We start from the raw sequence: 25,136 nt of genomic DNA, 5'->3' as shown, positions 1-25,136 counted from the left end.
AAGAACCGAAAAATCACATATGAAATGAAAGGCAGAGCCGCACAGGGAATGTGCCACTGGAAAGGCGCAAAGAAGACGCTTGCAAGAAGAAGCCCAGAGGAAGTAGTACGCAGAATGAACCGTCAGGGTGAACAAAGGCCCTTGCCTCATCCCGGGGGCAAGGGCCTTGTTCCGTTTCATGGCAGACGATCTGTCTGCACCATGACTGCTGCAATCGCACATTTCCGGCCATGGAGAAGATGCGATGCAGGCCATGACAGGGGTTACGCGCCGAGAGTGGCTCCACCGTCGATCACGATATCCTGTAGGGTCACATGCCCCGCATGCGGGGATGCAAGATAGAGAACCGCGTCCGCGATATCCTGTGGTTGGGCAATCTTGCCCAGCGGAATGCCCAGCTTGAAGTCGTCTGGGAACCCGCGGATGGTCTGCTGTTCCGATTCGGGGCCATGCCATAGCGAACGCTGCATAGCGGTATCAGTCGAACCCGGTGAAACCAGATTACAACGCACGCCGTAAGGCGCTAGCTCTAGGCCCGCGCTGAGACACAGGCTGCGCAGGGCGGCCTTGGATGCGCCATAGGCACTCATACCGATGCGCGGGGTGTGGGCAGCATTCGAACCGACGGTGACGATGGCACCGCTACGCTGTGCCTTGAAGTGCCCCATCGTATGGTGAAGCATGCGGTAGACCCCGCCCGCATTGGTGTCGATGCAGGCCTGCCAGTCGTCTTCACTCAGCTGCTCAAGCGTGCCCGTGCGCAAAACACCGGCGGCATTGACCAGAATATCTAGCCCTTCGCTCAGTAGTAGCTGAGCGCACTGCCGTGCCACGGTCTCGGCATCAGTGACGTCCAACACCACGGACACATCGACATGCCCCGCACCTTCCGCAAAGGTTCTGTCGATTCCAATGACGTGCGCGCCCTGTGCACGGAAAGCGCGCGCAATGGCAGCCCCGATGCCCTGTGCAGCCCCCGTCACCCATACCACGTTATTGCTGAATGTCTGACTCATACCTCTGCTCTCCCTGACCCGACGGGTTCAGCCGCCCTTCCTTCACCTTGACCGTATCGGAGCGCCCTTGCCGAGCGCTCCCTTCCTTTGTCGCTGAAGATGGCAAATGTGCCTATGCCAGCGCGGCTTCATCGGTATGGCGGTGTACCGATGCGGACAGCAAGGCCCACCATGCTGCGAGCGTAGGCTCCCGTGCCAACAGGGTGAAATCCACGGCGTGCCCGCCACGGCTCCACTGCGCCGCCAGATTCATCATGCGAATAGAGTCCAGTCCGAAGTCGATCAGGTTGTCATCGTCTTCAACGTCATCACCGTCGTCATCCAGCAACGCCACGACCTGCGCGCGCAGCTGCGCGGGGCTAACGACAACGGGGGCGATACGTTGGGTGGTTGTCACGCTACCGCAGCGACCGGCGACATAGCGCAGTGCCATGTCATGGTCTTCACGCGAGAAATCGGCCAGCGCATCGGCAACGAAGAAGGGCTGGATATCACGCATAAAGGCATCGCAGGCCGTCATCATGCAGCCAATATGGGCATACACGCCGCCGATGATCAGCTGGTCGCGCCCCATCGATTTCATATCGACTTCCAGTGACGAACGCTGGAAAGCGCTGTAGCGCCATTTGGTCAGTACTGTGTCTTGAAGGGTCGGTGCCAATGCGTCCACGATGGCCGCGCGCTCAGGATGATCGTTAAGGCCCGCGCCCCACATATCGTTGAGCAAGCGACGATCTTCGGGTTTCTGATCGACAGGCTGCGCGGTATAGAACACAGGAATGCCCGAACGATGACAGAACTGACGCAGCGCCTTCAGGTTGTCGACGACTCGCTGGATCAGCACGCTATCTGCGGCCCAGAAATCGAGGAAGTACTCCTGCATGTCATGGATCAGCAGCGCGGCGCGCGCAGGGTCAAACGTCCAGTCAACCTTGTTAGTCGGGAGTTCAGCGCTCGTCGGCAACGAATAGTCGGCGATACGGGGAATACTCATGAATCAGCGCTCCTTGCATAGACGGAGGTCTCTGCCTCCGCCGCTATCGAACAATTCTCGGCTCTGTCTATAACCATCTATCGGTACGAATGACACGGCGCGCCTTCAGCCTCAGCAGAGACGCGCAAAATGCCCGAGCCTATGAATCTGATGCCAGGCCAGCGTGCAGCGTTTCTCGCAGGGCACGTTTGTCGATTTTTCCAACCGCGGTCTGCGGCAGAGCATCGACGAACTGGAAGCGATCCGGCACCTTATAGTCGGCAACGCCCAGCTCTCGCAGCCAGCGACGCAGCGGTGCGGCCTTAAGCGGCGTCCGTGCGACAACCACGGCACAGCTCTTTTCGCCCATCACATCATCCGGTACCGATACGAGCGCGACCTCGATAATGTCATCGTGGCGCAATAGCAGGTTCTCGACCTCTTCGGCGGCGATCTTTTCACCGCCGCGATTGATCTGGTCCTTCTCACGCCCCACCACTTTCAGGTAGCCATCTTCCGTCATTTCGACGATATCGCCTGAGACATAGAACCCTTCGTCGGTAAAGGCGAACTCGTTGTGTATAGGCGCGCGGTAATAGCCACGGAACGTATAAGGGCCACGCACGATCAGGTGTCCCGGCGTTCCTGCCGGCAAAGGATGACCATCGGTATCGACGACAAACACTTCATCATCAGGACACATCGGATACCCCTGGGTGTGGGTGCGGTGCCAGTCGTCATCGTCCAGACGGGTGTAGTTGACCAGCCCTTCGGCCATGCCAAACACCTGCTGAAGCTGGCAGCCAAAGCAGGTCGGCACGCGCTCGGCAAGCGATACCGCTAGGCGCGCACCGCCAATCTGCATCAGTTCGAGACTGTCCAGCTGCGGGCGGTTTTCAGCCGTCAGCGACTGTTCCCACAGCGTCACCGCAGGCGGCACCAAGGCCACCATCGTGACCTGATGGCGTTCGATCAGCGGGAAGCAACGCTGCGGTGCAGGGTCTTCGGCTAACACCACGCAGCCACCCGCGTGGAAGATACCCAGCGCGCCCGGCGAGCTAAGTGGATAGTTATGTGCGGCGGGCAGTGCGCATAGAAAGCGCGTTGCCGCCGAAACACCGCACAGCTCGACGCTGCGGCGGATGCTGTAGTCGTAATCGTTGTGCGTGCGTGGAATCAGCTTGGGAGTGCCTGTGCTGCCACCCGATAGCTGGAAGAACGCCACCTCACCCGCCGGAGTGGGCGCAGGCGTTACCTCTCGAGACGCCAGTCCTTCTAGGGAACCATCAATAGCAGCGTCCAGCGAAATGGGGGCAATGCCCGCCGTGCGCGTTGAGGACTCACCGCGCAACAGGACGCGATTGATATGCGGGAAGTCGTCGCGCAGCGCACGCCAGTAGTCATCATCGGCAAACAGACGGTGGGCACGGTCGGCGATCACCAGTGAGGGACCGATCAGCTCAGCATACGCGGCCAGTTCGGTCTTCTGATGACTGAACAGTGCGTTGACCGGCACGATGCCGCATTTCAGCAGTGCGAAGAAGGTGATGTAGAACTCGGCGACATTGCCCAGCTGCACCAAGGCCGTCTGTCCCGGCTGAATACCCAGTCGCAGCAGTGAGTTTGCCAAAGTATCAATGCGCTGGTTGAGCTCGCGATAGGACAGCTGGCGCTCGCCGCAGATCACAGCGCAAGCGTCGCTGTCGGCATGCTGGGTCACAATGTCGGTCAGCGGGCGATCGATCCAGTAGCCACGCGCTCGGTAACGGTTGGCCAGATCATCAGGCCAATGGATAAACGGAATGGTCATGATGCGTGATGCTCTTGGCAGACAGAAGAAGGGGGATGAGAAGCGGTAGCCACCGACATTAGCCGGTCACTGTCGAGGCCGAAGGCTTCGAGCATGGTGCCCAGCTTGTTGGCCGTTTCGTGCCATTCGGAAGCAGGGTCGGAGTCAGCGACGATACCGGCACCGGCAAACAGCCGGATACCGCGCTCGCTCACGACGCCACAGCGAATGGCAACGATCCACTCGCCGTTACCCTGATCGTCGCACCAGCCTACGATGCCGCCAAACGGCCCGCGATCCTCTGGTTCGAGTCGGGCAATCCGCTCTGCGGCCTCAAGTTCAGGGAAACCACGCAGTGCCGGTGTCGGGTGCAGCCGACAGGCCAGCGTTAGGGCATCTTCATCGGCCGCTTCCACTTCTGCGCGGATGGACGACCCCAAGTGCCACAGACGCGTCGTCGGCATCACCTCCGGGTGCTCGGGAATGTGAAGCTGGTGCGTCACCGGGCTCAGTCGCTGACGAATGGCCTGCGTAACGACCCGATGTTCATGAAGGTCCTTGAGCGAGTGCTGTAGTGCCTGCGCCTGCAGACGATCTTCCGTGGCATCGTCGCTGCGCCGAGCCGTGCCTGCCAGTGGTGTCGACCACAGCTGATGCCCTTGCTTGCGCAATAACAGTTCGGGAGATGCACCCAACAATGTGCCCTGCGGTAGCGGCACACTGAAGTGATAGCTATCGGGGTTCTGGGCCATCAGGCGTGCCAATAACCGCTGGACATCGGGACGTTGCGCTGTATCCAGCAACAGCTGACGCCCTAGCACAACCTTGTCGAGCTTCCCTTCTCGCATATCACGAACGGCCTGTGCTACCGCGCTCTGATAGCCGTGCTCATCGGCACGCGCCTTGACCGACAGCACCGAGGGGGCACTTCCTGTGCGAGAGGCGCGATGCGCCTCGGTCAGCCAATGGGAGCGGTCGATCTCGGTGTGACTGCGCGGAATGAACAACATGGACGGCTGTCGCGTATCGAAGGGAATAGCGCCGACCAGTATTGGATGGGCGATGCCAGCCTTGCGCGCTCGCGCGAAAGCCTGCCGGACCTGGTTCTGGAAGGCGCTGTCCGAACGCTCACCACCAAGCGCGGCGTGGGTGATCACCTCCTGACAGCCTTCCGTTCTGAAACTGCGATACGGTGAGGACAGCAAGAAGCCATCGTGATGTGCGTGCCCAAAGTCCGGCTTGGCCGCTGCGTCTTCCTGATATGAAGGCCGCATGGTTCGCCCTCCTGCGCGGTAGGTTGAGTGCATGAAAGCACCATTCTCACGCTGGCAAGTCCCGGTGAATGACGGGTATTGCACAGGCTTCCTTATGAGAATGGTTATCATTTATAACACTACGCTAACGGAGAGTGCGACCAAAAGTCAATACAGGACCATATTAGTCTTTTTTGCTAGGGTTCACGTATCATAGGGTGCATAACGTAATGATAATGATTATCATCACTTGCATGATGCAAGGGGGAATCGTCAACAAAACCCCTCTGCCGAGGCTTCAGCACCGCCTTCGCGCGCCTGATGGCCTACTACTGATCCATGCGTACTCTCGTGTAAGGACGCTGCCATGACTCGACCGCCCTGCTCTGGTTTCTCTGCACGCCGCCTGTTCCATACTGCAAGACGACTGATGGGGCCGCTTCTGATGCTGCTGTGCACTGCCCCCGCCTATGCAACAGAGGGCTGGCCGCGTCACATTCAGGACGATGGCGACGGTGTAACGCTTTCCGCACCGCCGACTCGGATCGTATCGACCAGCGTGACGCTGACCGGCAGTCTGCTGGCCATCGACGCCCCAGTCATTGCCAGCGGCGCGACCGCTCCTCGTTCACGCATTGCCGACGATCAGGGGTTCCTACTCCAGTGGAGCGATCAGGCCAAACAGCGACACCTTCAGCGCCTGTACATCGGCACACCCGATCTGGAAGCGATCGCCATGCAGGCCCCGGATCTCATCGTGGTGTCGGCAAGCGGTGCAGATTCGGCACTCAAGCTCAAAAGCCAGCTGTCTCAGATTGCCCCCACGCTGGTGATCAATTATGACCATGCTGCGTGGCAGGATATTACCCGTCTGTTGGGGCGCGCGACCGGTCATGACGCCGATGCTGATGCGCGTATCGCGGAATTCGATGCCGCGCTGAAAAAAACGCGTGCTCACCTCCAACTGCCGCCGCAGCCAGTATCAGCATTCACATGGCCACAGGGTCAGCAGAACAGCGCCAATCTGTGGACGAACGAATCTGCTCAGGGACGCCTGCTGGAAGCGCTGGGCATGACACTGGCAAAGGTGCCACCAGAGCTGGCGGACTTCCATCAGATGGGCAAACGCCATGACATTCTTCCCGTTGGAGGTGAGCGATTGGCCGATGCACTGACGGGCAAAACGTGGCTGATCTTCGCCGCCAACGACGACACTGCCCAGGTCGTACGCCAGCACCCTTTTCTAAAAAATACGCTTGCCGTACAGCAAGGACGCGTCTTTGCCCTGGGAACCGATACCTTCCGTCTGGACTACTACAGCGCTATGCGACTGCTTGAACGCCTGTCGACGCTGTTTGGCTCACCGGCATCCGCATCCTCATGAGCACATCGTTCCCCTCGCCCGCTCAGCGTCTGACCCTGTGGTGGCTGTGCGCCTTACTGCTGCTCGTTGTCATAGCCGTCAGCCTGATGGTCGGCGCACGCAGCATCGACCCCGCTACGGTCTGGCAGGCGCTGACCTCTGACTGTTCGGCAGCCCAGCAGGCAGACTGTGTCATCATTGAACAGGCTCGCTTACCGCGTACGCTGATTGGGGCCATGGTGGGCGCAGCGCTGGGGCTGTCGGGTTGCCTGATGCAACAACTGACCCGCAATCCATTAGCCGATCCCGGCGTGCTTGGCGTTAATGCCGGTGCCAGCCTGGCCGTCGTGCTGTGCGTTGCGCTCAGCGGGCAGACCGCGATGCCGTGGCTGGTCGGTGCGGCCTTCTGTGGCGCACTGCTGTCCAGCTTGGTTCTGATGGTATTAGGCGCGCTGACTGGACGCGGGCGCGTCGATCCAATTCGGCTGACACTGATCGGGGTTGCCATGGGAGCCGCTCTGGAAGGGCTATCATCAGGCATTGCGCTGCTCGACCCCACGACGTTCGATCAGATGCGCTTCTGGCGTACCGGTTCATTGGACATTCACGGCATGACGGCCCTCAAGGCGGCCGCGCTACCGATGGGGTTAGGGCTGATCATCGTGCTACTGATCGGACGAGGGTTGGAAGCGCTGGCGCTGGGGGATCAGCTGGCCGCATCGCTGGGCAGCCGCACTCAAACCACTCACGCGCTGGGCATCGTGGCCATCGCGTTGCTGTGTGGCAGCGCCGTTGCCGCGGTAGGCCCCATCGCCTTTCTCGGCTTGATGGCGCCTCATCTGGCCGCCCGACTCTCGTCAGGCTCCGCGCGCTGGCAGCTGTACTGGGCCCTGCTGATAACCCCCCTACTGCTGCTGTGCGCTGACGTTGCCGGACGTGTGCTGTTCAGTGGTGAAGTGCGGGTGTCGATTCTGACGGCGGTGCTGGGCGCACCCGTGCTGATCGTGCTGGCCCGTCGCATGTGGCGAGGAACGACCCGATGAGCGCTTGGCAACCTCAACGGCAGGATACGGCGCGCGGTCCATATCGACGTGAGCATTGGCGCGCCATTATCGTTACCGCACTGTCTTTCATCGCCGTGCTGGCACTAGGACTCTGGGCGCTGTGTTTGGGCCGCCTGCCGCTTTCGCTTCACCAAATTATCGACGTCTTCAATGGCGATGCTCCAGCGTTCATGGTGCGCGTAGTGATGGAATGGCGTCTGCCACGTATCGCAGCAGCGGTGCTGTGCGGTGCCGCGCTCGGTCTGGCCGGCACACTGTTTCAATCACTGATGCGCAACCCGCTGGGCAGTCCCGACGTGATGGGGTTCGATACCGGTGCGTGGAGTGGCGTACTGATCGCCATGATCGCGTTTCAGGCCACCACGGTAGGGATCACCCTTGGCGCCATCACAGGCGGTACGCTGACCGCGCTCATCATCATGCTGCTGACATGGCAGCGTCATCGACCGCTCAGCCCGATGGTGCTGATCATCGTGGGAATTGGCGTTCGAGCACTGCTGATCGCATTCAATAGCTGGATGATCATGCGGGCGTCTCTTGATGCGGCACTGTCGGCAGGGCTGTGGGGCGCGGGATCACTGGCCGGCGTTAGCTGGCCGGGCATGTTCGTTCCAGCCATTATGGTGGGACTGGCTGTCGTCATGATCCTACTGTTGTCAAAGGGACTGCGTATGCTGGAGATGGGTGACGATACGGCGCGAGGGCTGGGCGTTGCCGTAGGCCGCACTCGGCTACTGCTGATCGTGACCGGTGTCGTACTGGTGGCCGCGTCCACAGCCTTAGTGGGCCCCATCGCATTCGTCGCCCTGGTATCACCGCAGATCATGCATCGCCTCAGCCCCGCCCCGCAGTTGCGACTGCCGCTCGCGGCACTGGGTGGCGCACTGCTTCTGCTGGCAGCCGACATGGTGGCTCAACATCTTTTCCTGCCCTACCAGCTGCCCGTCGGTGTGGTCACAGCCAGCCTTGGCGGCCTTTATCTGCTGGGATTGCTACTTCGCGAGGTACGCTCATCATGACTACGGCTTATCTGCCCGAGCCTCCCCTTCAGGCCGAGAACATTAGCGTAGGGTATAACGACCAGTACGTACTGGATGCGCTGTCACTGGACATTCCTGCCGGTGAAACGACCGTCATCATTGGCCCCAACGGCTGCGGAAAATCCACGCTGCTGAAATCGCTGGCACGCCTACTATCGCCACGGACCGGCGTCGTGCGCTTGGAAGGCGATGTCATCGCACACCAGCGCACTCGCGACATTGCTCGTCGGCTCGGTATTCTGCCCCAGTCCTCCCATGCGCCTGATGATATCCGCGTTCGGGATCTGGTGGCGCGGGGGCGCTACCCGCATCGAGGACTGCTGACACGCTGGCGTGAGCAGGACGAACGGGCTGTCAGTAAAGCTATGACCGCGACAGCCGTAGCGTCGCTGGCCGACCGCCGCGTCGATACACTGTCCGGTGGTCAACGGCAGCGCGTCTGGCTGGCTATGGTACTGGCGCAGCAGACACCCACACTGCTGCTGGATGAGCCGACGACTTGGCTTGATGTAGCGCACCAGATCGAGCTACTGGAGCTGATGAACCACCTGCGCCGCGATCATGGCAAGACACTGGTGATGGTGCTTCACGACCTCAATCAGGCCTGCCGCTATGCCACTCACTTGGTGGCCATGAAGGCCGGTCATATTATCGCGCAAGGTCGTCCGGCCGATATCGTGACGCCGGAAATGATCAACACCGTCTTTGGGCTGAAATGCGTGGTGATCGAAGACCCCATTGCTCATACACCAATGATCGTACCGCTGGGTGGCTACACACACGATACGCCGTAAACGAAGCCTCTCCGCCTCAAACGTAGGCGTGATAAGTATGTTGGAAGGAACAGAATAAGAGACCAAGCCGGAGGGGATGGCGGTGGCACAGCCGCATTGATCGAACGCCCTAGGGTGATTCCCACGGTTGCTCAGCCTACGCTTCACTCTTAAGCGCAATGGCGATGCCGGCCCTCGCTCGGGGTCAGCGCAAACAGATCAAAGGCACTAGCAAACTGCGGCCCCACGCAATGGCAATGGCAATGATGAAACACACCCTATTTTTGTATAGCAAGCGATAGTCTGTTAAGCGTACACCAGAAATCTAGTATTGAAATAAAGCGCTTTATCAACGCCTTACCTTTTATGCTCTCTTGCCAATGACACACCAACCACAAGGTGCCTTCGTTTCAAGAAGGCACCTTGTGCAACTTACCTCAGGCCTCGGCAACGGCAGTGACCTCGATTGAAGAGGCTATTTCTTCCTGTGCTAGCTGCTGTCGAATGCTGACCAGCTCTTCGATCGATACCACCGGCAGTTCATGCTGCGCGGCAAAGTTTTGAATATCCTGCCCTTTCATCATAGTGCCATCGGCATTCATCAGCTCGCACAGCACGGCAGTAGGACGCATGCCTGCCAGGCGCGCTAGCTCAATTGCGCCTTCAGTATGCCCTTGCCGTCCCAATACACCGTCATCATGCGCGCGCAGCGGGAACACATGGCCGGGGCGCACCAGATCGTGCGGGCGGGCCTGCTCGGCAATGGCAGCCTTGATCGTGGTGACTCGGTCCTGTGCCGACACTCCCGTCGTGACCCCTTCTCGCGCTTCAATCGAGATAGTGAACGGCGTCGCATAGCGGCTTTCGTTATGCGATGCCATGGGGGGCAACGCCAGACGGTGTACCGCATCAGACGTCAGACACAGGCAAACGATACCGCTGCATTCGCGGATCATAAGTGCCATGGTGGAAACCGTCAGCTGCTCTGCGGCCACGATCAGATCGGCTTCGTCCTCGCGGCTAGCGGAATCCAGCAGAACAACAGGTCGACCCGTACGCATTGCCTGCAGTGCATCGTTCATAGCAGGGCTGGCCAGAGCGGCCACGCGGGAAGATACAGAAACATCAGAGGGAAAAGACATTGAAACGCTCCTCGCAGAAGGGATATGGCGAAAAACGTTTCAGGGCAAGTGGGAATCGCCTACCGTCACCGAACGCGTGGACACCGCAGGGCATCCACTCAAAGTGGTGGCAGGTCATTCGCATCTTCTTTCATCCGGACTATGACCGTCGGCTCTGGAATGGCACCAGATCTGCTAGACCCTGCCAGCGTACTGGCAGGCGCTCGCGGGCTCGTTCGACACCGTTATCACCATGATGGGAGGATAACGACGAACATACCGCCGGTGGGGAATTTCACCCCGCCCTGAAGACGTATATCAACGCTACTGTGTTCGCCCGCCCACCGCAAGCCAACAATGGATCAATTCTCCATATCGTCCAGATAGGGTGAGCGAAAAGCCTCGACGTTTAGCGGTGTATCCAATTGCCCAATGACACGCGTATAGGGCACATCGCACACCACATACAGGTAAAAATCCCACCCAAAGTGAATCTCGGCGTGCCCGTTGAGCGCCACCAGCTTACCTCCGCCGTGGCGCAAGAAATGGCGCACGGCCTTGGCCACGTCAGCGGCACCGTCCACAAGATCCCCTTCGATATAAGGCACCTCATCCTCGTCAAGCAGCTCCGTCTTCCACAGTATCTTTCTAAAGGAGGTGATACCCGCCATGGCGATCAGCGCCAGCACAACCTCTACATACTGCGTCTCTACCCGCATATACTCCTGAAGGGAAACACGTCCCCCTACATCGCTGTAGTCCTGCCATTCCTCCGGCGAAGACGTCAGGTGTGACGTACCTTCGATATAGGCATGGTATTTGGTGATGCGGTAGGAATAGTTCATTTAGCACCGTCTGCTGCACGAAAAGTCCCAGTATCCGCGACCATCGGCATTGCTTGCCACCGAAAATGCACCGTGAAGCGCCACCGCCTAGAAATAACGACAGAGGCGAGCGTTGGCGAATAGCACGTTCCGCCAAGACTCGCCTCTGTTAGCGCCACACGCTAGGCAATGCGGACTACGGGCGTGCCCCCTTGATGATCTGCCCTCCCGCGGCACACGGTGCTTCAGGCTGCTTGAGCGTAGCGGGGTCCAGCTGAACCACCATGACGCGAGCGGGAACATCACCGACCGTCCCCGCTAAATGGCCTTCATGACCGTCAATCGGTCGCGCGCCTTGATCGACGCCCAGCATCACTTCACCCGGGGTATATTCGCGACGCGTGCCATCCGAGGTCTCTATGAACCAGCGGCCATCCAGCGTCACCACCCACTGCTTGGCAGGATTGCGGTGCCAGTCACCGACCCATCCCGTAGGTGCCACGTTGAAGACCATTCGTTTGGGCTGAGGATTATTATGCGAGACCCATTCCAACCCGGCCGGTGGCGCAAATGTTTCCAGCGTCATGTCACTCCAGCGGCACAGGCTCTGGTGGGTCACACCCTTAGCATCGGCCCACACGCTCCAGTAGTCGATGTGCTCCGGCTGAGCAGGCGCTTCCTGTGCGGCACAGTTCACCCCCCATCCCAAGATTACTGCGCCTAGTACGATACGGCAGCGCGATATGTTCATAAGTGCTCCTTCTGCGTTCGTGGCAAGTCGTGCCGTCATACGCTCACGGCAGTTTTCTTAAGATAACTTAACGTAGGAGCACCGACACCTGTTCTAACTGGCACTGGAGGGTAAGCACGAAGCCTGAAGCGCACGGCGAAGATGGCACCGATTTTATGGTGGAAAGCGAAGCGTTGCTGACAACGCGATGCGCAGGCACAGCACTGTCGTGAATGCTACACCTGCCTAGGGCGACATAAACCTTAGCGCAAGCAGTACCATATTGTATTTATGACGTACTCTCTCTAGTATTCGTCGGCGAGCTAAATGATATTCATTGTCACCTTGGGGCTTAATACCTGAGCGAATATCGTCCGCTTTCTCTTCTTCAAAGACACCGCGACTGCGCCGCCCTGCAAAAGGACTTCCCGATCATGTCGACGACTCGCTATTCCACCGCATCGCGCCACTTTCACTGGCTGTCCGCTGCGCTGGTCATTCTCTGCTATGCGCTCGTGCTGAGCAGGACACTGTTCGACAAAGGCACCCCGGCGCGGATGCTGGTGATGCAGGGGCACTTCTGGTTCGGCATAGCCGTGCTGGTGTTGACCGTGCCGCGCATCATCAATGCTTTTCGTGCGGGAACGCCGCCCATTCACCCGCCGCTCGACCGCTTCAGCCATATTCTTTCCAAGGCGTCTCATGGTTTGCTGTACCTTTTTCTGATCATACAGCCGCTGCTGGGACTGCTGATGGCCGGTTTTGGGCCCGGCAAGATGACCGTTCCGTTCACTCACTTCGACATTCCGCTACCGTTTCCGCAGAACAAAGACCTAGCGGGTACGCTCCGCCAGATCCATGTGCTGTTGGGCACAGCGTTCTATTACGTCATTGGCCTGCACGTTGTCGCAGCGTTCTATCACCACCTGATCCGCAAGGACGATACGCTGCGGCGCATGTCCTCACGCGGTGAGAAGGAACAGTGAAACGGTTTTGACACTGAATGCCTTATACGAAAAGCGGCCCTTCAATGAAGGGCCGCTTTTTCATGACAACATTTGGTATGAAGAACGAATAATACCGCTGACTGATCCGATCCAGCACCACTACACCAGATGCGCTATCCCAGCGAAACAGTGACATCAGACCATCCCGCACGGATGCCACTGGATTGAGCTGCGACACGGCAGACAATGTGTGCAGCCATACCCTTGTCGCCATCGCGCAGACTTGCTGCTTACGCTTGGGATCGCCTCGGCTTCAGCAACGTCAGGCTGACGGCCAGAATAGCCAGCACCACCAATGCCAGTGCGGGTGCCGCCACGCCCCATGGTGCGCGCTCCATGTAGGGAACGGCAGAGGCCAGTAGCGCTCCCCACTCCGGTGACGGAGGCTGAGCTCCCAGCCCCAAAAAGCCCAGCCCGGCCAGCGCCAACGCTGCCCCCGGCAAACGCAGCATGGCGTGGCGCAGCAACGGCAGCGTCATGGCCGGCAACACATGATGCGTAAAACGCCGACACGCTCCAACGCCCAGTACTGGGAGCATCGCCATATGAGGCTGCGCCTGCAGCTCCTGCCTGAGCGTAATAGCATGAGCGGCCAATGGTGCCCAGCTGACCAGCATGACGGCCACAATAGCGCCTCGTGGAGAAGGACCGTACAGCGCCGCAAGGACGATGCCGGCCACCGTGGGCGGCACGGCATTGGCGACGTCGATAATGCCCGCCATCGCACGCGGCCATAGGCTGACCATCCCTCCGATCAACAGGCAACCACTCACCACAAGCAGTGCGCCACCACCCGTCTGCAATGCACCATGAGCGAGGCGTGCCAACAGATCTCGCCCGAGGGCATCCGCCCCTAGCGGCAACGACCACGAAGGCGCCGCCAGACGCGCATGAGACAGAGCCCACGGATCGCGCCCGATGCCAGCGATCATTAACACGGCGAGCAATGCAATGCTGACGATCACCCACACTCGTGCCGATCTGGCACGCGGAATCGCCGTTGCGACAGGCATCGAATGCTGATGCATAGCAGCACCTTGCCACCAACGCCCAATGGCTTCAGCCAATAGACGCGCGATGACGGCAACGGCCAGCAACATCAGCATGCCAAGCTGAACCACGGGCATGTCTTGTGCCATGACCGCACCCAGTGTGGCTCGGCCGATACCGGGAATGGCCATGATTTTCTCGACCGCAATCGCGCCGCCGGTCAGCCCCGTTATCACCAGCGCCACCTGAGGCAGCAAAGATGGAAGCACCCGCCGCAGAACGGCCCCCGCAACGCGCACACGCGAAATACCCGCGATCTGCCAAGTCGTGACCCACCGTTCATTGAAAACCGTTGCGATACGGTCCAGTGCCAACCGTCCCAGCAGTCCGCCAGCGGGAATGCCCATCGCCAGTGCCGGCAACACGAGATAGAGCGGCCCTTTCCAACCAAAAGGCGGCAACAAAGGCCACCAAACCGCAAAAATTAGCAGAAGAGCCGTGGCCAGCAGATACTCCGGCAGTGCCGTCAGCGCAATGGCGACGCTGCTGGTGGTTTGTGTCAGCTGCCCCCGCAGCCCCTTGCGCAGGGCGAACTGGCATACCGCCGCCGCAACACCGACCGCCACCAATAGCGATGCCCCCATCAGTGTCAAAGACACCCCGAGTGCTCTCAGCATTGAAGGTAGAATGGCATGCCCAGACACCCATGAGCGTCCGGCATCACCATGTGCCAATCCAACCAACCAGCGCCATAGCGCCGCCCAAGGGCCATCGGCGAGGTTGAGCGCAGCCCGAATACTGGCCAGCACCTCTGGAGTGGCTTCCTGTTCACCCGATCGTGCGCGAAGCAGTGCCAGCGCAGGATCGTGACCCGCCAGCCACGGCAACAGACCAATAACAATCACAAGCCCGATCAGTGCCAGCACACGCGACAACGATGGCAAGAGGCGCTGTTTCCAGCGCCCGTATAACGAGAATGGACCAACATCACTCATGGGGCACTGCCACTCTTCGTATCAAGACCGATCAGCTGGCGCTCGCGCGGATCGCGGAAAGCCCCTTGAGTGCCTTCCCTTTCGCCTTGCAGTACGCGCTCATGCAGCAGCGGAATGGCCGCATGCGTCGCCAGTATCTGCCGCTCTGCCGTGATGATAGCCTCGCGGCGCGCAGATCCCGGCGCCAGCCCCGCTGCGTTCTGCAGTGCCTGGTCGATCCCTGCATCGCACAGCTGGGACAGATTGAACGAGCCATGGCAGCTAAAGTCGCTGTACAGATAGGCCAACGGGTCACCAGAATCCAGCACTGTTGCCCGTGACAGAATGAAGGCATCGAACTTGCCTGCCAATGCATCGGACTCGATATGCGCATATTCACGCACCACCTGATGTACCTCGAACCCCGCCGCTTTCAGCTGCTCTGCCAGCATAACGGCAACCTCCGGCAGCTCGGCACGGTCACTGAACGTCGCCAACGTGATGACCTTACCATTGGCCGGTGCGGATACCGTTGCTTCGACAGGAAGCTGACGGTCACGTAGAGGCGCTGCCCATGCGATGGCGGGTCCCAGCAGCCCCTTGGCGACATCCGCGCGGCCTTCATATACGCGTTCAACAATGGGCTGCCGCTGCACGGCACTCGCCACCAGCGCACGCAGCGCGGGATCGCGGAAAGCGCCCGTACGCGTGTTCAGGTACAGCGTGTTGGTACGCGGCATCGGCACTTCATGCACTTCCTGAGGCGGCAACAGCGATACCTGCGAGGCCGGAATGGCCTCCACGATGTCTGCTCGGTGAGTTCGCAGTGCTGCCGCACGCGCAACGCCATCCGGCACGAAGCTGACATCAATGCCTGCCGACTGTGCTTTCCCGCCCCAGTAATCATCGAAACGGTCAAGGTGTGCCGCACTGGTGCCTTCGATACTGTTCAGTATGAACGGCCCCGTGCCCGCTCGGCGTGGATCAAGGGTGCCGTCAGCACGATAAGCGGCAGGCGATAGAATCACCAGCTGTGGGCTCGACAACCGCTGGGGTAACAGCGGGTCTGCCTGAAGTGTGGTCACGATGACAGCATGATCGCCATCAGCAACAGCCGTCAGCGTGGCGCCATCCAGGATGCGCGGCTTGGGAGTGGCATGAGCCGCCACGTTGAGTGCGTGCGCCACACTGTCGGCATTCAACGGTGCTCCATCATGAAAATGGACGCCGTCACGCAGCTCGAATCGCCAATGCGTCGCATCCAGCGGCTGCCAGCGAGAGGCCAAGCCGGGCATAGCATCGCCCTGCGGATCAAGCGTGACCAACGTTTCGGCCGTATTCCAGCGTGATAGCTTGAAAGCATCGTCGCTCAACGGTGTTAACCCAGAACGCGGGGGTTGCATCATGACGATCTGAAGACGGTCCTCTTTGGACGACGCATGCCCGCCATCGAAGCAGCCTCCCAACAGAAGGCAGCTCATCAGACCGCCCAGTGTCCGACCGAAAGTATTCATAATGTAGAGATTCCTTATGGGATGCGACGATGGTTCAAGGTGCGAAGTGCACTTTCAATAGGGGGAAAAGGCGGACGTGGAAGCGGAGTCGCCGCGAGCGGCGTCCATCAGCTGGCAAGAAACGGCATGCTGGGGAGCGGCAATGAGTGCGGCCATTGGACGGTCTTCTACCACCTTGCCTTGCGCCATCACCACCCCGCGCGAACACAACCGCGTCATTGCCCCGATATCATGCGAGGCCATAAACAGCCCCATGTGGTATTCCGACATTAGGCGCTCCAGCAGCGCCAACAGGACATCGCGCGTGGCAAGATCCAGACCGCTTGTCGGTTCATCTGCTAGCAACAACCGCGGCTTTATCAGTAACGCACGGGCAATAGCAACGCGCTGGGCTTGGCCGCCGGACAGCGCCCCTGCCCGCTGTTGCAGTACACGTCGAGGTAGCCCGACGTTATCCAGCAGCGCAGCGATATCCGCAGACGTTGCCGGTGGTCGCCCCAGACAGTGCAGCGGTTCACGAAGAACAGCATCGACACTGTGATGCGGGTTGAGAGAGGCTGCCGCTGCCTGTGGAACGTACTGCACCTGCTGACGAAACCAGCGCAGCGCACGCACCGAACCCGGCATCATGACCCGGCCCTGCGCTCTGATCTCACCCTGGGACAACGGCTGCAAGGCCAGTAGCGCGCGCAGCAACGTACTCTTGCCACTGCCAGAAGGTCCGGTTAATCCAACGCGCTCACCGGCGTGCAGTGCCAGTGATACGGTGTCGAGCAGGCGGGTCGAGGCATCCTGCGGTGCGTGACAGCTGATGCGCAAAGCCTCTAGCACCGGGGCATCGGGCTTGGAAGAAGGCGCATCGTGGCACGGCGTCTGTCGAGAAAACCACAGGCGTCGTGTTGCCGTCATGGCGTCCTCGATGCGGTAGCCAAAGGCGTTGCAGCGGTCGAGGTGTCCTGCCCTAACCGTTGTTGCTCGCACTGCAACGCTGCCACCATGCGCTGAGTCACCTCATGCTGAGGCGCCGCTAGCAGCGTCGCCATCGGTGCATCTTCAACAATCTTGCCATCACACAGCACTAGCGCACGGTCACAAAGCTGCTGTGCTGCTCGCAGATCGTGTGTGATGAACAGCAGAGCTTTGGAACGTTGATGCTCATCGGCAATCGCTGCCCCGGCCAGCGAATCACTTTCTTCATCGTTCGTGGCACGATTTAACAACGACATCCCAAACAGTGCTTTGCTCTTCTGCTGCGGCACCGTACCGGACAGCGCATTCAGCACATGCTGCTGGCTGACCGCATCCAGCGCAGATGTTGGTTCGTCGGCTACCAACAGCGAGGTATTACAGGCCAGTGCTAGCGCTATGCAGACACGCTGACGCTGCCCGCCCGACAGCTCAGCGGGATAGCGCCCCATCACGCTGCGGGATACACCGACCTGGTCCAGCAGGGATTCTGCGTGCCAGCGGATGCCACATCCCTTCTGGCCCGCACCAGCACAGACCATCATGAGCTGCTGTCCTAGCGTATGCAGGGGGCTGAGCGCTGTCGCTGTATCTTGATCGACCATCGACACGCGTGCCGATGAAGGCCGCAAGGCCGGATGGCGCTGCGTAATGTCATAGCCGTTTAGCGTAATGCGCCCGGTGCACTCGACATCCTGCGGAAGAATCCCGGTCAGGGCGCGAGCCAGCAATGATTTACCGGTGCCGGAAGGTCCCAGCAGCGCTACACGTTCGCCACCGTAAATCGTCATATCAACGCCGCGCAGTACACCGTGTGATGCCGTGGTCAGCGAAAGCTGGTGAATCTGCAATAAAGCAGGCGCAGCCGGATTGTATGCAGCAGAAGTGGCAGACATCATCGCACCCATAATTTATGTTATAACATAACAATATCCAACCATGAATTGCCCTCTACAGCAAGCCTTTATGCGCTGCGACCCCCTTGTTCAGGCCTTTTTCAGCTACCTCACAGCACTCTCATCGTTCCATTACCCTTTTTTCTAAACGAGCTTTTCTGCCCTCTATCCTGGCGCCTTCTATCCGCCCTACTGTTTGAATGAACCCCTTCGCGTGGTGTAACCGAATATATTCATGATAATGATCGTAATCATGAATATATCGCCCTTATCCGTATCGTAATTTCATATTACATAAATTACATTTACATTGAGCACCAAAACCTGTACAAAAAGGCCGTAGCACACAGAGTCCTTGAAAAACGGCGTTTCTCCAGCAATGCCGCAAGCGCTACAGTGAAAGAATCGGACTCTCACTGACCCCAACTCTGCTGTATACTTAGCCTTTAGATCTCATCAACGGGAGATGCCTGTCGTGGCCCGAAACGGTATCCAGTTCGAAGATGTGCAGCGCGCGATCGAAACGCTGCAGCAGCGCGGTGACGCGCCCACCATTCAACGCATCCGCGATATTCTCGGAACGGGAAGTTTCACCACCATCAGTGACCACCTGCGCGAGTGGCGAACACGGCACGAGCAGCGGACGGACATCCCCTTGAAAAGTGCGGTGCCGGAACGTCTTCAGGAATCCCTGATGAACATCTGGCAGCAAGCGCAGGAAGAAGCGTACGAAGGGTTAGAGCACTACCGTCAGCAGGCAAACGATGCCATCACGGCGGCAGAGCATCAGGCTCAGCAGTCCATGCGCCAAGCGGAAGACGCTCAGCAGCGGCTTTCAGCGCTCAACGAGCGCCTCGACCAGACGCTAGAACGATTGGAAGAAAAGACATCGACGCTGGCACACGTCGAGAGTGAACTGACACAGGCACAGGCCGCGATTGAAGAACGCGACCATCGCTTGCAAACACGCGACCGCCAGATCGAAACGTTAACGGCCGACCGCGATCGTATGGAACGAGAGCATCAGGCCGCACTGGCCCAGCAGGAAGAGCACTTCCGCAAACAGCTGGTGCAAGAAGAACAGCGTCACGAAGCCGCCGAGCAACGCCTAATGCAGCTTCTTGATGCTGCCCGTCATGAAAAGCAAGAGCAGGAAAAACTGTCGCGCCGCCGCCTAGAGCAGTTGGAAGAACGGCTGGACCGCATGACGGCACAGGTAGAAGAGAAACGACGCGCCCTGCAGGATGAAGAACGTCGCCATCGCGATCTCAGTCTTCAGTCGCAGCAGACCGCCCAGGTGCTGACGGATACCCGCGCCCAGCTTGAACGCTCCATCAAGACCGTGTCGGAGCGCGACAAGGAAATCACGCGCCTGCGCACAGAGCTCCGCGTTCTTCAAGAACGCATGGCACGTTCGTCCGTTCCCCCCTTCATGTATTGATACTGCATGCGGTCACCTCTAGGCCGGCCCTGCCGATATGTACTGCGCGGGCTGGCCGAGCGGTAATACACCACTGCTTTCCGCAGGTATTGAAGCCAATGCCCCATGTTACGTATGGGTATCCTTACGCTCCTCGATTGCGTATGATCGTGCCTGCGGAACTATCCGTACCTATCAGGTACCCTTTACAGCAAGATTTATAGAGATCGGCGCTATGCCTTTACCCTCCCATCACGAACATTTCGAGCGTGTCCGTCAAGACCACCAGCGTGAACTCGTTGAAGATTATGTCGAAGAAATCGCGTGGCTACATGAGCACGTAGGCGAAGCACGCGCCAGCGACCTAGCCGAGCGATTCGGCGTCAGTCCCGCCGCCGTATCGAAGGTTGTGACCCGCCTCAAACGTGATGGTCTAGTCAATGCACGCCCTTATCGCGGCATTTTCCTGACAGAAGAAGGTGTGGATATGGCCCGTCACGTGGCTGAACGGCACGAGATCGTCATGACACTGCTGCGTACACTGGGCGTTTCGGAAGATATTGCACGCGCCGACTCAGAAGGTATAGAGCACCACTGCAGCGAAGAGACCGTAGCCGCTATGCAGCGTTTTCTGGCCAAGCATGGACCTCGCAGTACGCAGTGACCCTCGGATATCATCAGCACAATGGATGTGCACTTCCCCTCGCAGCACCGAACACCCAACCGCATGCACATTTTTTCCTTGTTATGATTACCCGTCCCCGTCTCGCCCAGCGCTACCGCATGGCATTCAGCAATGCTCGGTAGATATCAGCGTTCTGCTCCTCGAAACACACCACGTTCACGCGTGTAATGGCGGCGTTTTCCGCCAGCAGGGCAGCAACTCTCTTCAGCGCAATCCGCGCCGCATCCTGCTTGGGAAAGCGGTAGATTCCTGTACTGATATTGGGAAAGGACACGCTGGTCAGATCGAACTCGTCCAACAAGGCAAAGCAGCTGCGGTAGCATTGGTCCAATAGCGCCGGCTCGCCGTGCAACCCATCCTGCCAGCGAGGCCCTACGGTATGAATGACATGCTTCGCGGGCAACTGCCCTGCAGTCGTTATGACCGCTTCCCCAACCTTGCATCCACCCTGCCGCGCTCGAATGCGACGGCACTCCTCCAGAATGGCCGGCCCACCCTGACGGTGAATAGCGCCATCGACACCGCCGCCGCCTAACAGCGACGTATTGGCTGCGTTGATGATAGCGTCTACGGCTATTTGGGTTATGTCCCCTTGGATAATATGCACTCTATTCAACATGGCTGATTTCCTCTTTCAGGACGAGCCCTACTCACGGTCCTTAATCGCTCACCCTGCACGTCCATGATTATGCTGCACAGCGTTGCCGTGTACGTTCCATGCCCATATCGTCCGCAACTGTTCACCCATTAACTCAGCGAAGTCACCATACGTTCGTGGTTTTGTGCAGGCAGAGAGAAAGCAGACAAAGCTGCGGCCCCCGCTGTTCAATCGTCTAGCACAGCCTCTACTTATCATTTTCGCGCTAGGCTTATCTTTCCGCTCTCAGCTATTCGATCCCGCACTCGCCAGAGCCCGCGTTGACAGCTACACCATATTTTCCACCAAAACGCAGTGACTATAGGGCGGATACCCAGAGATTGAGGCCGCCACGCACGTCATTTCTTTCCATTTCGATATAAACGATAAGCAAGTGCTACGCCGACAGGAAACGGTTCACCGCGTCAACGAAAATAGAGAACTGCTCGACATGCAGCCAATGGGCACAGTGCTTGAGGGTCACAATACGCGCATGCGGGAAACGCGCCATGATCGCTGCACGATATTCAGGCAATACATAGCTGGAATCGCCGCCTCTCAGAAACAGCACTGGACCATTGAACGGCGCCCCCTCAATCGGTGCTCGAGCAACGTCCGGATAGCCTTGTCGCAGAGCAGACAGATTGACGCGCCAGTGCAGACAGCTATCTTCGCCTTTAATCAGATTGGTACCCAAAAAACGACGTGTTTCAAGATCGCCCTCATGCTGCGCCATCAGCGCATCAGCGGCAGTACGAGATGCGGGCGGCTGATCGGCCACTGCTTGCATCGCGGCAAAGATATCGTCATGGCGGTCTAGCGCATAATCGACGGGAGCAATATCGGCCACGATAAGACGCCGGATACGCTCGGGCGCTATAACAGCCATGCTCATCGCGGTCTTGCCCCCCATCGAATGACCCAACAGGTCAAAATGTTCAATACCCAACACATTGAGGGTATGCAGCACATCAGCAGCCAAATGCGCGTACTGCATATCCTCAGCGTGAGGTGAACGCCCATGATTGCGCAGGTCGACCGCCACGACGCGACGCTGCTTCTCCCATTGCCGCGCATGCGCACGCCAGTTGTCGGCATTGCCCATCAAACCATGAAGAACGACAAGAGGCCGTGCCTCGCTGGGCTGGGCAGCAGGATAATCAACGTAGTGAAGCAGCAAAGCGGTCATGACGGCTCTCTGAGGTATACGGGAAACGATCGGACAGCAAAAAAGATGAAGATGATTAAAGGCGCCGCGTGATGCGCCAACAGCACACCATAATGGAAAGCGTCAATACGGGAAGAACAAAGCCGCCCTTCTACAGAGCTCGCCAACCAACCACACAATCACACTTTCTCGTCAGAGTATGGTGTTCGACAGCGCGCTTACCATTGAAATAGTAACCGTTTGAAGCATTGATCTGTTTAGAGCTGGCTAGGCGCAAATGCACAGCATACACAGATCGCTCTAGGTCAAATGCATCTTTAGAGATGCTACCACATCCCTTTGGGGCAGTGGGCAGTGGGCAGTGGGCAGTGGGCAGTGGGCAGTGGGCAGTGGGCAGTGGGCAGTGGGCAGTGGGCAGTGGGCAGTGGGCAGTGGGCAGTGGGCAGTGGGCAGTGGGCAGTGGGCAGTGGGCAAAGCATACCCTCTTGTTGCCTCACGCCAAGGCCTGTCATAAAAAAAGAGCCGTTCGATTCAGATCGAGCGGCTCTTTCGCTATTAGATATATGCGTCAACGATAAAAGGTGGGCACATCAGATCAGATGTGCAGCTATGACTGCGCCGATTCGGCCAGCAGGCGCTGTTGGATCCTGCGCAGGATAAGGTTCAGGATCGCACCGTACAGCGGTACAAACATGACGATGCCCACCAGCAGTTTCACAGCATAGTCGGCCCAGGCGATGCTGACCCAGAACTCGGCCATGAAGGCATCGTTGCAGTGCCAGAATGCGATGGCGAAGAACGCAAAAGTATCCAGCAGCGAGCCAAGGAACGTCGATGCCGTCGGCGCATACCACCAGCGGCCGGTACGGCGCAGGCGAGCGAAGACGGCAATATCCATCAGCTGGCCGAACACGTAGGCCGCAAAGCTACCAAAGGCGATGCGAGCAACGTCCAGATTCCACAGCGCCAACGACGCCAGCCCCTGATAGCGCCCTTCGGCAAACAGTACCGAAATAACGTATGACAGCAACAGCGCGGGCAGCATCACGCAGCCAATCAGGATACGTGCCTCACGTTGCCCGATCAGCCTGACGGTCAGGTCGGTACTGATGAAGATCAAGGGAAACGAAAACGTGCCCCACGTTGTCTTGATATCAAGGCCCGGAAGCGACAGGACGAACGGAATCTGAACCAGATAGTTGCTGGCACAGATAACACACAGATGCACCAGAATAACCCCAAGCAGTGCCTTCCGGCGCGCGTCTTCCGGCAGTTCGATAAACCCTGCGTGTGGCAAGGGGGATGTGGCCATGCAGAAAATCCTCTCCGACAGGTATTCGTACGTTGCAGCCACATGGATTGCCTTTTCCCATGCGTGATGAACGCTGCAACCTCGTGAGGGCGGTCGCCTTTTTTATCTTTCTGATTTCGGTGGCGAGCATACACCGCGGCACCATCTGTACGCTGACTCTTCATGATGAAAAATCACCAACAACGATACACGGCGCATACCCTTAAGAAACAGACGACGTATGCTGCCATGCTGGTCGCCATAATGCCAGCCAGCAAAAGCCGCACTCAAAGGCTTTCATGCCATTTAGAGTGTGTTTCATAACCCCCATACCCATGTCATTGAAGGGAACTTCAAACCACAAAATTGCGGTAAAAGCCGTCTATTTTGGAAAGGGTAAACGTAATCGCTCAGGTTATGAAACAGTCTCTTAGTGCGTCATAGCCGAACAGGGCCGCCCATAGGCAGCCCTGTAGATGCTAGAGATAACGAAGCGACGGCATTACGTACGTTCGCTGCGCCAGTTGAGGGCACGCTGCAGGCAGGCATTGACTGCTCGCTGCAGGGTACTTTCAGCGCCGTGCGCCAAACGCGATACCAGCGAACGCGGTGCCGTCAGCGATACCTCAAAGATATCCAGACCTTCACGTGCGCGCTGCGACAGATAACCCTCGCTGGTCTGAACGTCGTCGATCAGCCCTAATGCAACGGCCTGCTGTCCGTACCAGATATCGCCATCCGCTACTTGATCGATATCCAGCTGCGGGCGACGCTGACGCACATGCTGTTTGAATAGCGCGTGCGTGTCGGCCAGGTCTTCAAGGAACTTACGCCGCCCTTCTTCAGTATTTTCGCCCAGCATGGTCAGGGTTCGCTTATGTTCCCCAGCCGTCAGAATTTCGACATCGACATCGTGCTTTTTCAGCAGGCGATGGACGTTCGGCACTTGGGCAACCACACCAATGGAACCAATCACAGCGAACGGTGCAGCAATCAGGTGGTCTGCACAGCAGGCCATCATATAGCCACCGCTGGCCGCTACCCGATCAACGCACACGGTCAGTTTCAGCCCTGCATCGCGCAGGCGATCCAACTGAGCCGCTGCCAGCCCATAGGAATGCACCAAGCCACCGCCCGACTCCAGACGCAGCACAACCTCGTCTCCCTTGTGCGCGCCTTCGACCAGCGAGGTGATCTCTTCAGCCATTTCATCCGTGCCAGAGGCTTGCAGGTCACCGTCAAAGTCCAATACCCAGATTACTGGCTGCTCGCTCACATCTTCCTTGAGGCGCGCCTTTTCTTCCTTATGCTGTTGTTTCTGCCAGCGCTTGTATTCGCCATCGCTCATGCGCACGCCCTGCAGCTGATGCTGCCGCGGCTGGAACCGCTCTCTTCGTTCCTTGATGCTCAGAGACGCTTCAGCGCTCCGCTGGCGGCCTGCGCCTCGAATCCGGGCGATGATGATCAGTACGACGATCAAGGCCAGCAGAAACGTTGCCACCTTGGCGGCAAACAGTGAATAAAGACTCCACCACTCCATATGACTCGCATTCCTTTATGGCGGTAATGATAAAGAGGGGCACCTGCCATGGGTGCCCCGAAATTTCGCTCCGCTTGCAGGCCGATAATAGCCCGCCCTGCA

At 58.6% G+C, this 25,136-nt stretch carries 22 protein-coding genes and 1 riboswitch; of the genes, 7 read left to right on the top strand and 15 right to left on the bottom strand.

Annotated elements, in window-relative coordinates; translation table 11 throughout:
* Window positions 1–263 precede the first annotated feature (263 nt).
* From dhbA to ACMHYW_RS06245, 4 genes are all read right to left on the bottom strand, one after another.
* A complete protein-coding gene (gene dhbA / locus ACMHYW_RS06260; protein WP_414501364.1) occupies window positions 264–1,016 on the bottom strand; it encodes a 2,3-dihydro-2,3-dihydroxybenzoate dehydrogenase in 753 nt (250 codons plus the stop codon).
* A 112-nt stretch (window positions 1,017–1,128) separates the two neighbouring features.
* Window positions 1,129–2,010 carry an isochorismatase family protein gene (locus tag ACMHYW_RS06255; protein ID WP_414501363.1) on the bottom strand — a complete coding sequence of 294 codons (882 nt, stop codon included), beginning with the start codon at window positions 2,008–2,010 and terminating at the stop codon, window positions 1,129–1,131.
* Between the two features lie 139 nt (window positions 2,011–2,149).
* Entirely contained in the window at window positions 2,150–3,799 is a 1,650-nt protein-coding gene (locus ACMHYW_RS06250) for a (2,3-dihydroxybenzoyl)adenylate synthase (protein WP_414501362.1), read from the bottom strand.
* Window positions 3,796–5,052 carry an isochorismate synthase gene (locus tag ACMHYW_RS06245; protein ID WP_414501360.1) on the bottom strand — a complete coding sequence of 419 codons (1,257 nt, stop codon included), beginning with the start codon at window positions 5,050–5,052 and terminating at the stop codon, window positions 3,796–3,798. Before ACMHYW_RS06245 ends, ACMHYW_RS06250 begins: the two co-directional genes overlap by 4 nt.
* Before the next feature lie 346 nt (window positions 5,053–5,398).
* Between ACMHYW_RS06245 and fepB the strand changes: the two genes are divergently transcribed.
* From fepB to ACMHYW_RS06225, 4 genes are read left to right on the top strand one after another with little or no spacing between them, the layout of a single operon-like run.
* Complete coding sequence (fepB, locus tag ACMHYW_RS06240) at window positions 5,399–6,415, top strand: Fe2+-enterobactin ABC transporter substrate-binding protein (protein ID WP_414501359.1); 1,017 nt, start codon at window positions 5,399–5,401, stop codon at window positions 6,413–6,415.
* A complete protein-coding gene (locus ACMHYW_RS06235; protein ID WP_414501358.1) occupies window positions 6,412–7,437 on the top strand; it encodes an iron chelate uptake ABC transporter family permease subunit in 1,026 nt (341 codons plus the stop codon). The genes fepB and ACMHYW_RS06235 overlap by 4 nt, the downstream gene beginning before the upstream one ends.
* Window positions 7,434–8,477, top strand: coding sequence for a FecCD family ABC transporter permease (locus ACMHYW_RS06230; protein WP_414501357.1), 1,044 nt, complete (start codon window positions 7,434–7,436; stop codon window positions 8,475–8,477). Before ACMHYW_RS06235 ends, ACMHYW_RS06230 begins: the two co-directional genes overlap by 4 nt.
* Complete coding sequence (locus ACMHYW_RS06225) at window positions 8,474–9,292, top strand: ABC transporter ATP-binding protein (RefSeq protein ID WP_414501356.1); 819 nt, start codon at window positions 8,474–8,476, stop codon at window positions 9,290–9,292. Before ACMHYW_RS06230 ends, ACMHYW_RS06225 begins: the two co-directional genes overlap by 4 nt.
* Before the next feature lie 416 nt (window positions 9,293–9,708).
* Here ACMHYW_RS06225 and ribB read toward each other — a convergent pair whose 3' ends face one another.
* From ribB to ACMHYW_RS06210, 3 genes are all read right to left on the bottom strand, one after another.
* Window positions 9,709–10,413 (bottom strand): 3,4-dihydroxy-2-butanone-4-phosphate synthase, encoded by a 705-nt coding sequence (gene ribB, locus ACMHYW_RS06220; RefSeq protein WP_414501355.1) that lies wholly within the window; start codon window positions 10,411–10,413, stop codon window positions 9,709–9,711.
* Window positions 10,414–10,531: 118 nt separating this feature from the next.
* A riboswitch (FMN riboswitch) is annotated at window positions 10,532–10,709 on the bottom strand.
* A 45-nt stretch (window positions 10,710–10,754) separates the two neighbouring features.
* Window positions 10,755–11,237 (bottom strand): hypothetical protein, encoded by a 483-nt coding sequence (locus ACMHYW_RS06215; protein WP_414501354.1) that lies wholly within the window; start codon window positions 11,235–11,237, stop codon window positions 10,755–10,757.
* Between the two features lie 175 nt (window positions 11,238–11,412).
* On the bottom strand, window positions 11,413–11,967 hold the full coding sequence (locus tag ACMHYW_RS06210) for a hypothetical protein (protein WP_414501353.1): 555 nt from the start codon (window positions 11,965–11,967) through the stop codon (window positions 11,413–11,415).
* 413 nt (window positions 11,968–12,380) lie between these two features.
* Here ACMHYW_RS06210 and ACMHYW_RS06205 point away from each other — a divergent pair, with 413 nt between their 5' ends.
* Window positions 12,381–12,932 carry a cytochrome b gene (locus tag ACMHYW_RS06205; RefSeq protein ID WP_414501352.1) on the top strand — a complete coding sequence of 184 codons (552 nt, stop codon included), beginning with the start codon at window positions 12,381–12,383 and terminating at the stop codon, window positions 12,930–12,932.
* Window positions 12,933–13,183: 251 nt separating this feature from the next.
* Here ACMHYW_RS06205 and ACMHYW_RS06200 read toward each other — a convergent pair whose 3' ends face one another.
* Genes ACMHYW_RS06200 through ACMHYW_RS06185 form a run of 4 tightly spaced genes read right to left on the bottom strand, consistent with a single transcriptional unit; the run spans window position 13,184 to window position 18,293 of the window.
* Window positions 13,184–14,938, bottom strand: coding sequence for an ABC transporter permease subunit (locus ACMHYW_RS06200; protein WP_414501351.1), 1,755 nt, complete (start codon window positions 14,936–14,938; stop codon window positions 13,184–13,186).
* Window positions 14,935–16,431, bottom strand: a complete 1,497-nt coding sequence (locus ACMHYW_RS06195; protein WP_414501350.1) for an ABC transporter substrate-binding protein — start codon at window positions 16,429–16,431, stop codon at window positions 14,935–14,937. The genes ACMHYW_RS06200 and ACMHYW_RS06195 overlap by 4 nt, the downstream gene beginning before the upstream one ends.
* 54 nt (window positions 16,432–16,485) lie before the next feature.
* Window positions 16,486–17,340: an ABC transporter ATP-binding protein gene (locus ACMHYW_RS06190; protein ID WP_414501349.1), complete on the bottom strand. Its 855-nt coding sequence runs from the start codon at window positions 17,338–17,340 to the stop codon at window positions 16,486–16,488.
* On the bottom strand, window positions 17,337–18,293 hold the full coding sequence (locus ACMHYW_RS06185) for an ATP-binding cassette domain-containing protein (RefSeq protein ID WP_414501348.1): 957 nt from the start codon (window positions 18,291–18,293) through the stop codon (window positions 17,337–17,339). The genes ACMHYW_RS06190 and ACMHYW_RS06185 overlap by 4 nt, the downstream gene beginning before the upstream one ends.
* A gap of 475 nt (window positions 18,294–18,768) precedes the next feature.
* Here ACMHYW_RS06185 and ACMHYW_RS06180 point away from each other — a divergent pair, with 475 nt between their 5' ends.
* The gene (locus tag ACMHYW_RS06180; protein ID WP_414501347.1) at window positions 18,769–19,734 is read left to right on the top strand and encodes a DNA-binding protein; all 966 of its coding nucleotides are present in this window, start codon (window positions 18,769–18,771) and stop codon (window positions 19,732–19,734) included.
* A 214-nt stretch (window positions 19,735–19,948) separates the two neighbouring features.
* Window positions 19,949–20,377, top strand: a complete 429-nt coding sequence (mntR, locus tag ACMHYW_RS06175; RefSeq protein WP_038278902.1) for a manganese-binding transcriptional regulator MntR — start codon at window positions 19,949–19,951, stop codon at window positions 20,375–20,377.
* Between the two features lie 112 nt (window positions 20,378–20,489).
* On the opposite strand, the gene ACMHYW_RS06170 is transcribed toward mntR, so the two are convergent.
* The 4 genes from ACMHYW_RS06170 to sohB form a co-directional block, all read right to left on the bottom strand.
* A complete protein-coding gene (locus ACMHYW_RS06170; RefSeq protein WP_414501346.1) occupies window positions 20,490–21,017 on the bottom strand; it encodes an O-acetyl-ADP-ribose deacetylase in 528 nt (175 codons plus the stop codon).
* A gap of 415 nt (window positions 21,018–21,432) precedes the next feature.
* Window positions 21,433–22,224, bottom strand: coding sequence for an alpha/beta fold hydrolase (locus ACMHYW_RS06165; protein ID WP_414501345.1), 792 nt, complete (start codon window positions 22,222–22,224; stop codon window positions 21,433–21,435).
* A gap of 586 nt (window positions 22,225–22,810) precedes the next feature.
* Window positions 22,811–23,515 (bottom strand): 7-cyano-7-deazaguanine/7-aminomethyl-7-deazaguanine transporter, encoded by a 705-nt coding sequence (locus ACMHYW_RS06160; RefSeq protein ID WP_414501344.1) that lies wholly within the window; start codon window positions 23,513–23,515, stop codon window positions 22,811–22,813.
* Window positions 23,516–23,996: 481 nt separating this feature from the next.
* Window positions 23,997–25,034 carry a protease SohB gene (gene sohB, locus ACMHYW_RS06155; RefSeq protein ID WP_414501343.1) on the bottom strand — a complete coding sequence of 346 codons (1,038 nt, stop codon included), beginning with the start codon at window positions 25,032–25,034 and terminating at the stop codon, window positions 23,997–23,999.
* Between the last annotated feature and the right edge of the window lie 102 nt (window positions 25,035–25,136).

The sequence above is a fragment of the Zymobacter sp. IVIA_12111.31 C1 genome, assembly GCF_047495495.1.
Classification (GTDB): domain Bacteria; phylum Pseudomonadota; class Gammaproteobacteria; order Pseudomonadales; family Halomonadaceae; genus Zymobacter.
Note: the sequence above shows the minus strand (reverse complement) of the source record. Positions and strands in the feature narration are given on the sequence as shown.

Bases quoted from the DNA above. Each gene is read 5' to 3' on its own strand.
- mntR (WP_038278902.1), top strand. From the start codon at position 19,949: ATGCCTTTACCCTCCCATCACGAACATTTCGAGCGTGTCCGTCAAGAC.
- ACMHYW_RS06200 (WP_414501351.1), bottom strand. From the start codon at position 14,938: ATGAGTGATGTTGGTCCATTCTCGTTATACGGGCGCTGGAAACAGCGC.
- ACMHYW_RS06160 (WP_414501344.1), bottom strand. From the start codon at position 23,515: ATGGCCACATCCCCCTTGCCACACGCAGGGTTTATCGAACTGCCGGAA.
- ACMHYW_RS06230 (WP_414501357.1), top strand. From the start codon at position 7,434: ATGAGCGCTTGGCAACCTCAACGGCAGGATACGGCGCGCGGTCCATAT.
- ACMHYW_RS06215 (WP_414501354.1), bottom strand. From the start codon at position 11,237: ATGAACTATTCCTACCGCATCACCAAATACCATGCCTATATCGAAGGT.
- fepB (WP_414501359.1), top strand. From the start codon at position 5,399: ATGACTCGACCGCCCTGCTCTGGTTTCTCTGCACGCCGCCTGTTCCAT.
- ACMHYW_RS06245 (WP_414501360.1), bottom strand. From the start codon at position 5,052: ATGCGGCCTTCATATCAGGAAGACGCAGCGGCCAAGCCGGACTTTGGG.
- ACMHYW_RS06250 (WP_414501362.1), bottom strand. From the start codon at position 3,799: ATGACCATTCCGTTTATCCATTGGCCTGATGATCTGGCCAACCGTTAC.
- ACMHYW_RS06170 (WP_414501346.1), bottom strand. From the start codon at position 21,017: ATGTTGAATAGAGTGCATATTATCCAAGGGGACATAACCCAAATAGCC.
- sohB (WP_414501343.1), bottom strand. From the start codon at position 25,034: ATGGAGTGGTGGAGTCTTTATTCACTGTTTGCCGCCAAGGTGGCAACG.
- ribB (WP_414501355.1), bottom strand. From the start codon at position 10,413: ATGTCTTTTCCCTCTGATGTTTCTGTATCTTCCCGCGTGGCCGCTCTG.
- ACMHYW_RS06235 (WP_414501358.1), top strand. From the start codon at position 6,412: ATGAGCACATCGTTCCCCTCGCCCGCTCAGCGTCTGACCCTGTGGTGG.
- ACMHYW_RS06205 (WP_414501352.1), top strand. From the start codon at position 12,381: ATGTCGACGACTCGCTATTCCACCGCATCGCGCCACTTTCACTGGCTG.
- ACMHYW_RS06225 (WP_414501356.1), top strand. From the start codon at position 8,474: ATGACTACGGCTTATCTGCCCGAGCCTCCCCTTCAGGCCGAGAACATT.
- ACMHYW_RS06195 (WP_414501350.1), bottom strand. From the start codon at position 16,431: ATGAATACTTTCGGTCGGACACTGGGCGGTCTGATGAGCTGCCTTCTG.
- ACMHYW_RS06190 (WP_414501349.1), bottom strand. From the start codon at position 17,340: ATGACGGCAACACGACGCCTGTGGTTTTCTCGACAGACGCCGTGCCAC.
- ACMHYW_RS06255 (WP_414501363.1), bottom strand. From the start codon at position 2,010: ATGAGTATTCCCCGTATCGCCGACTATTCGTTGCCGACGAGCGCTGAA.
- ACMHYW_RS06185 (WP_414501348.1), bottom strand. From the start codon at position 18,293: ATGTCTGCCACTTCTGCTGCATACAATCCGGCTGCGCCTGCTTTATTG.
- dhbA (WP_414501364.1), bottom strand. From the start codon at position 1,016: ATGAGTCAGACATTCAGCAATAACGTGGTATGGGTGACGGGGGCTGCA.
- ACMHYW_RS06165 (WP_414501345.1), bottom strand. From the start codon at position 22,224: ATGACCGCTTTGCTGCTTCACTACGTTGATTATCCTGCTGCCCAGCCC.
- ACMHYW_RS06210 (WP_414501353.1), bottom strand. From the start codon at position 11,967: ATGAACATATCGCGCTGCCGTATCGTACTAGGCGCAGTAATCTTGGGA.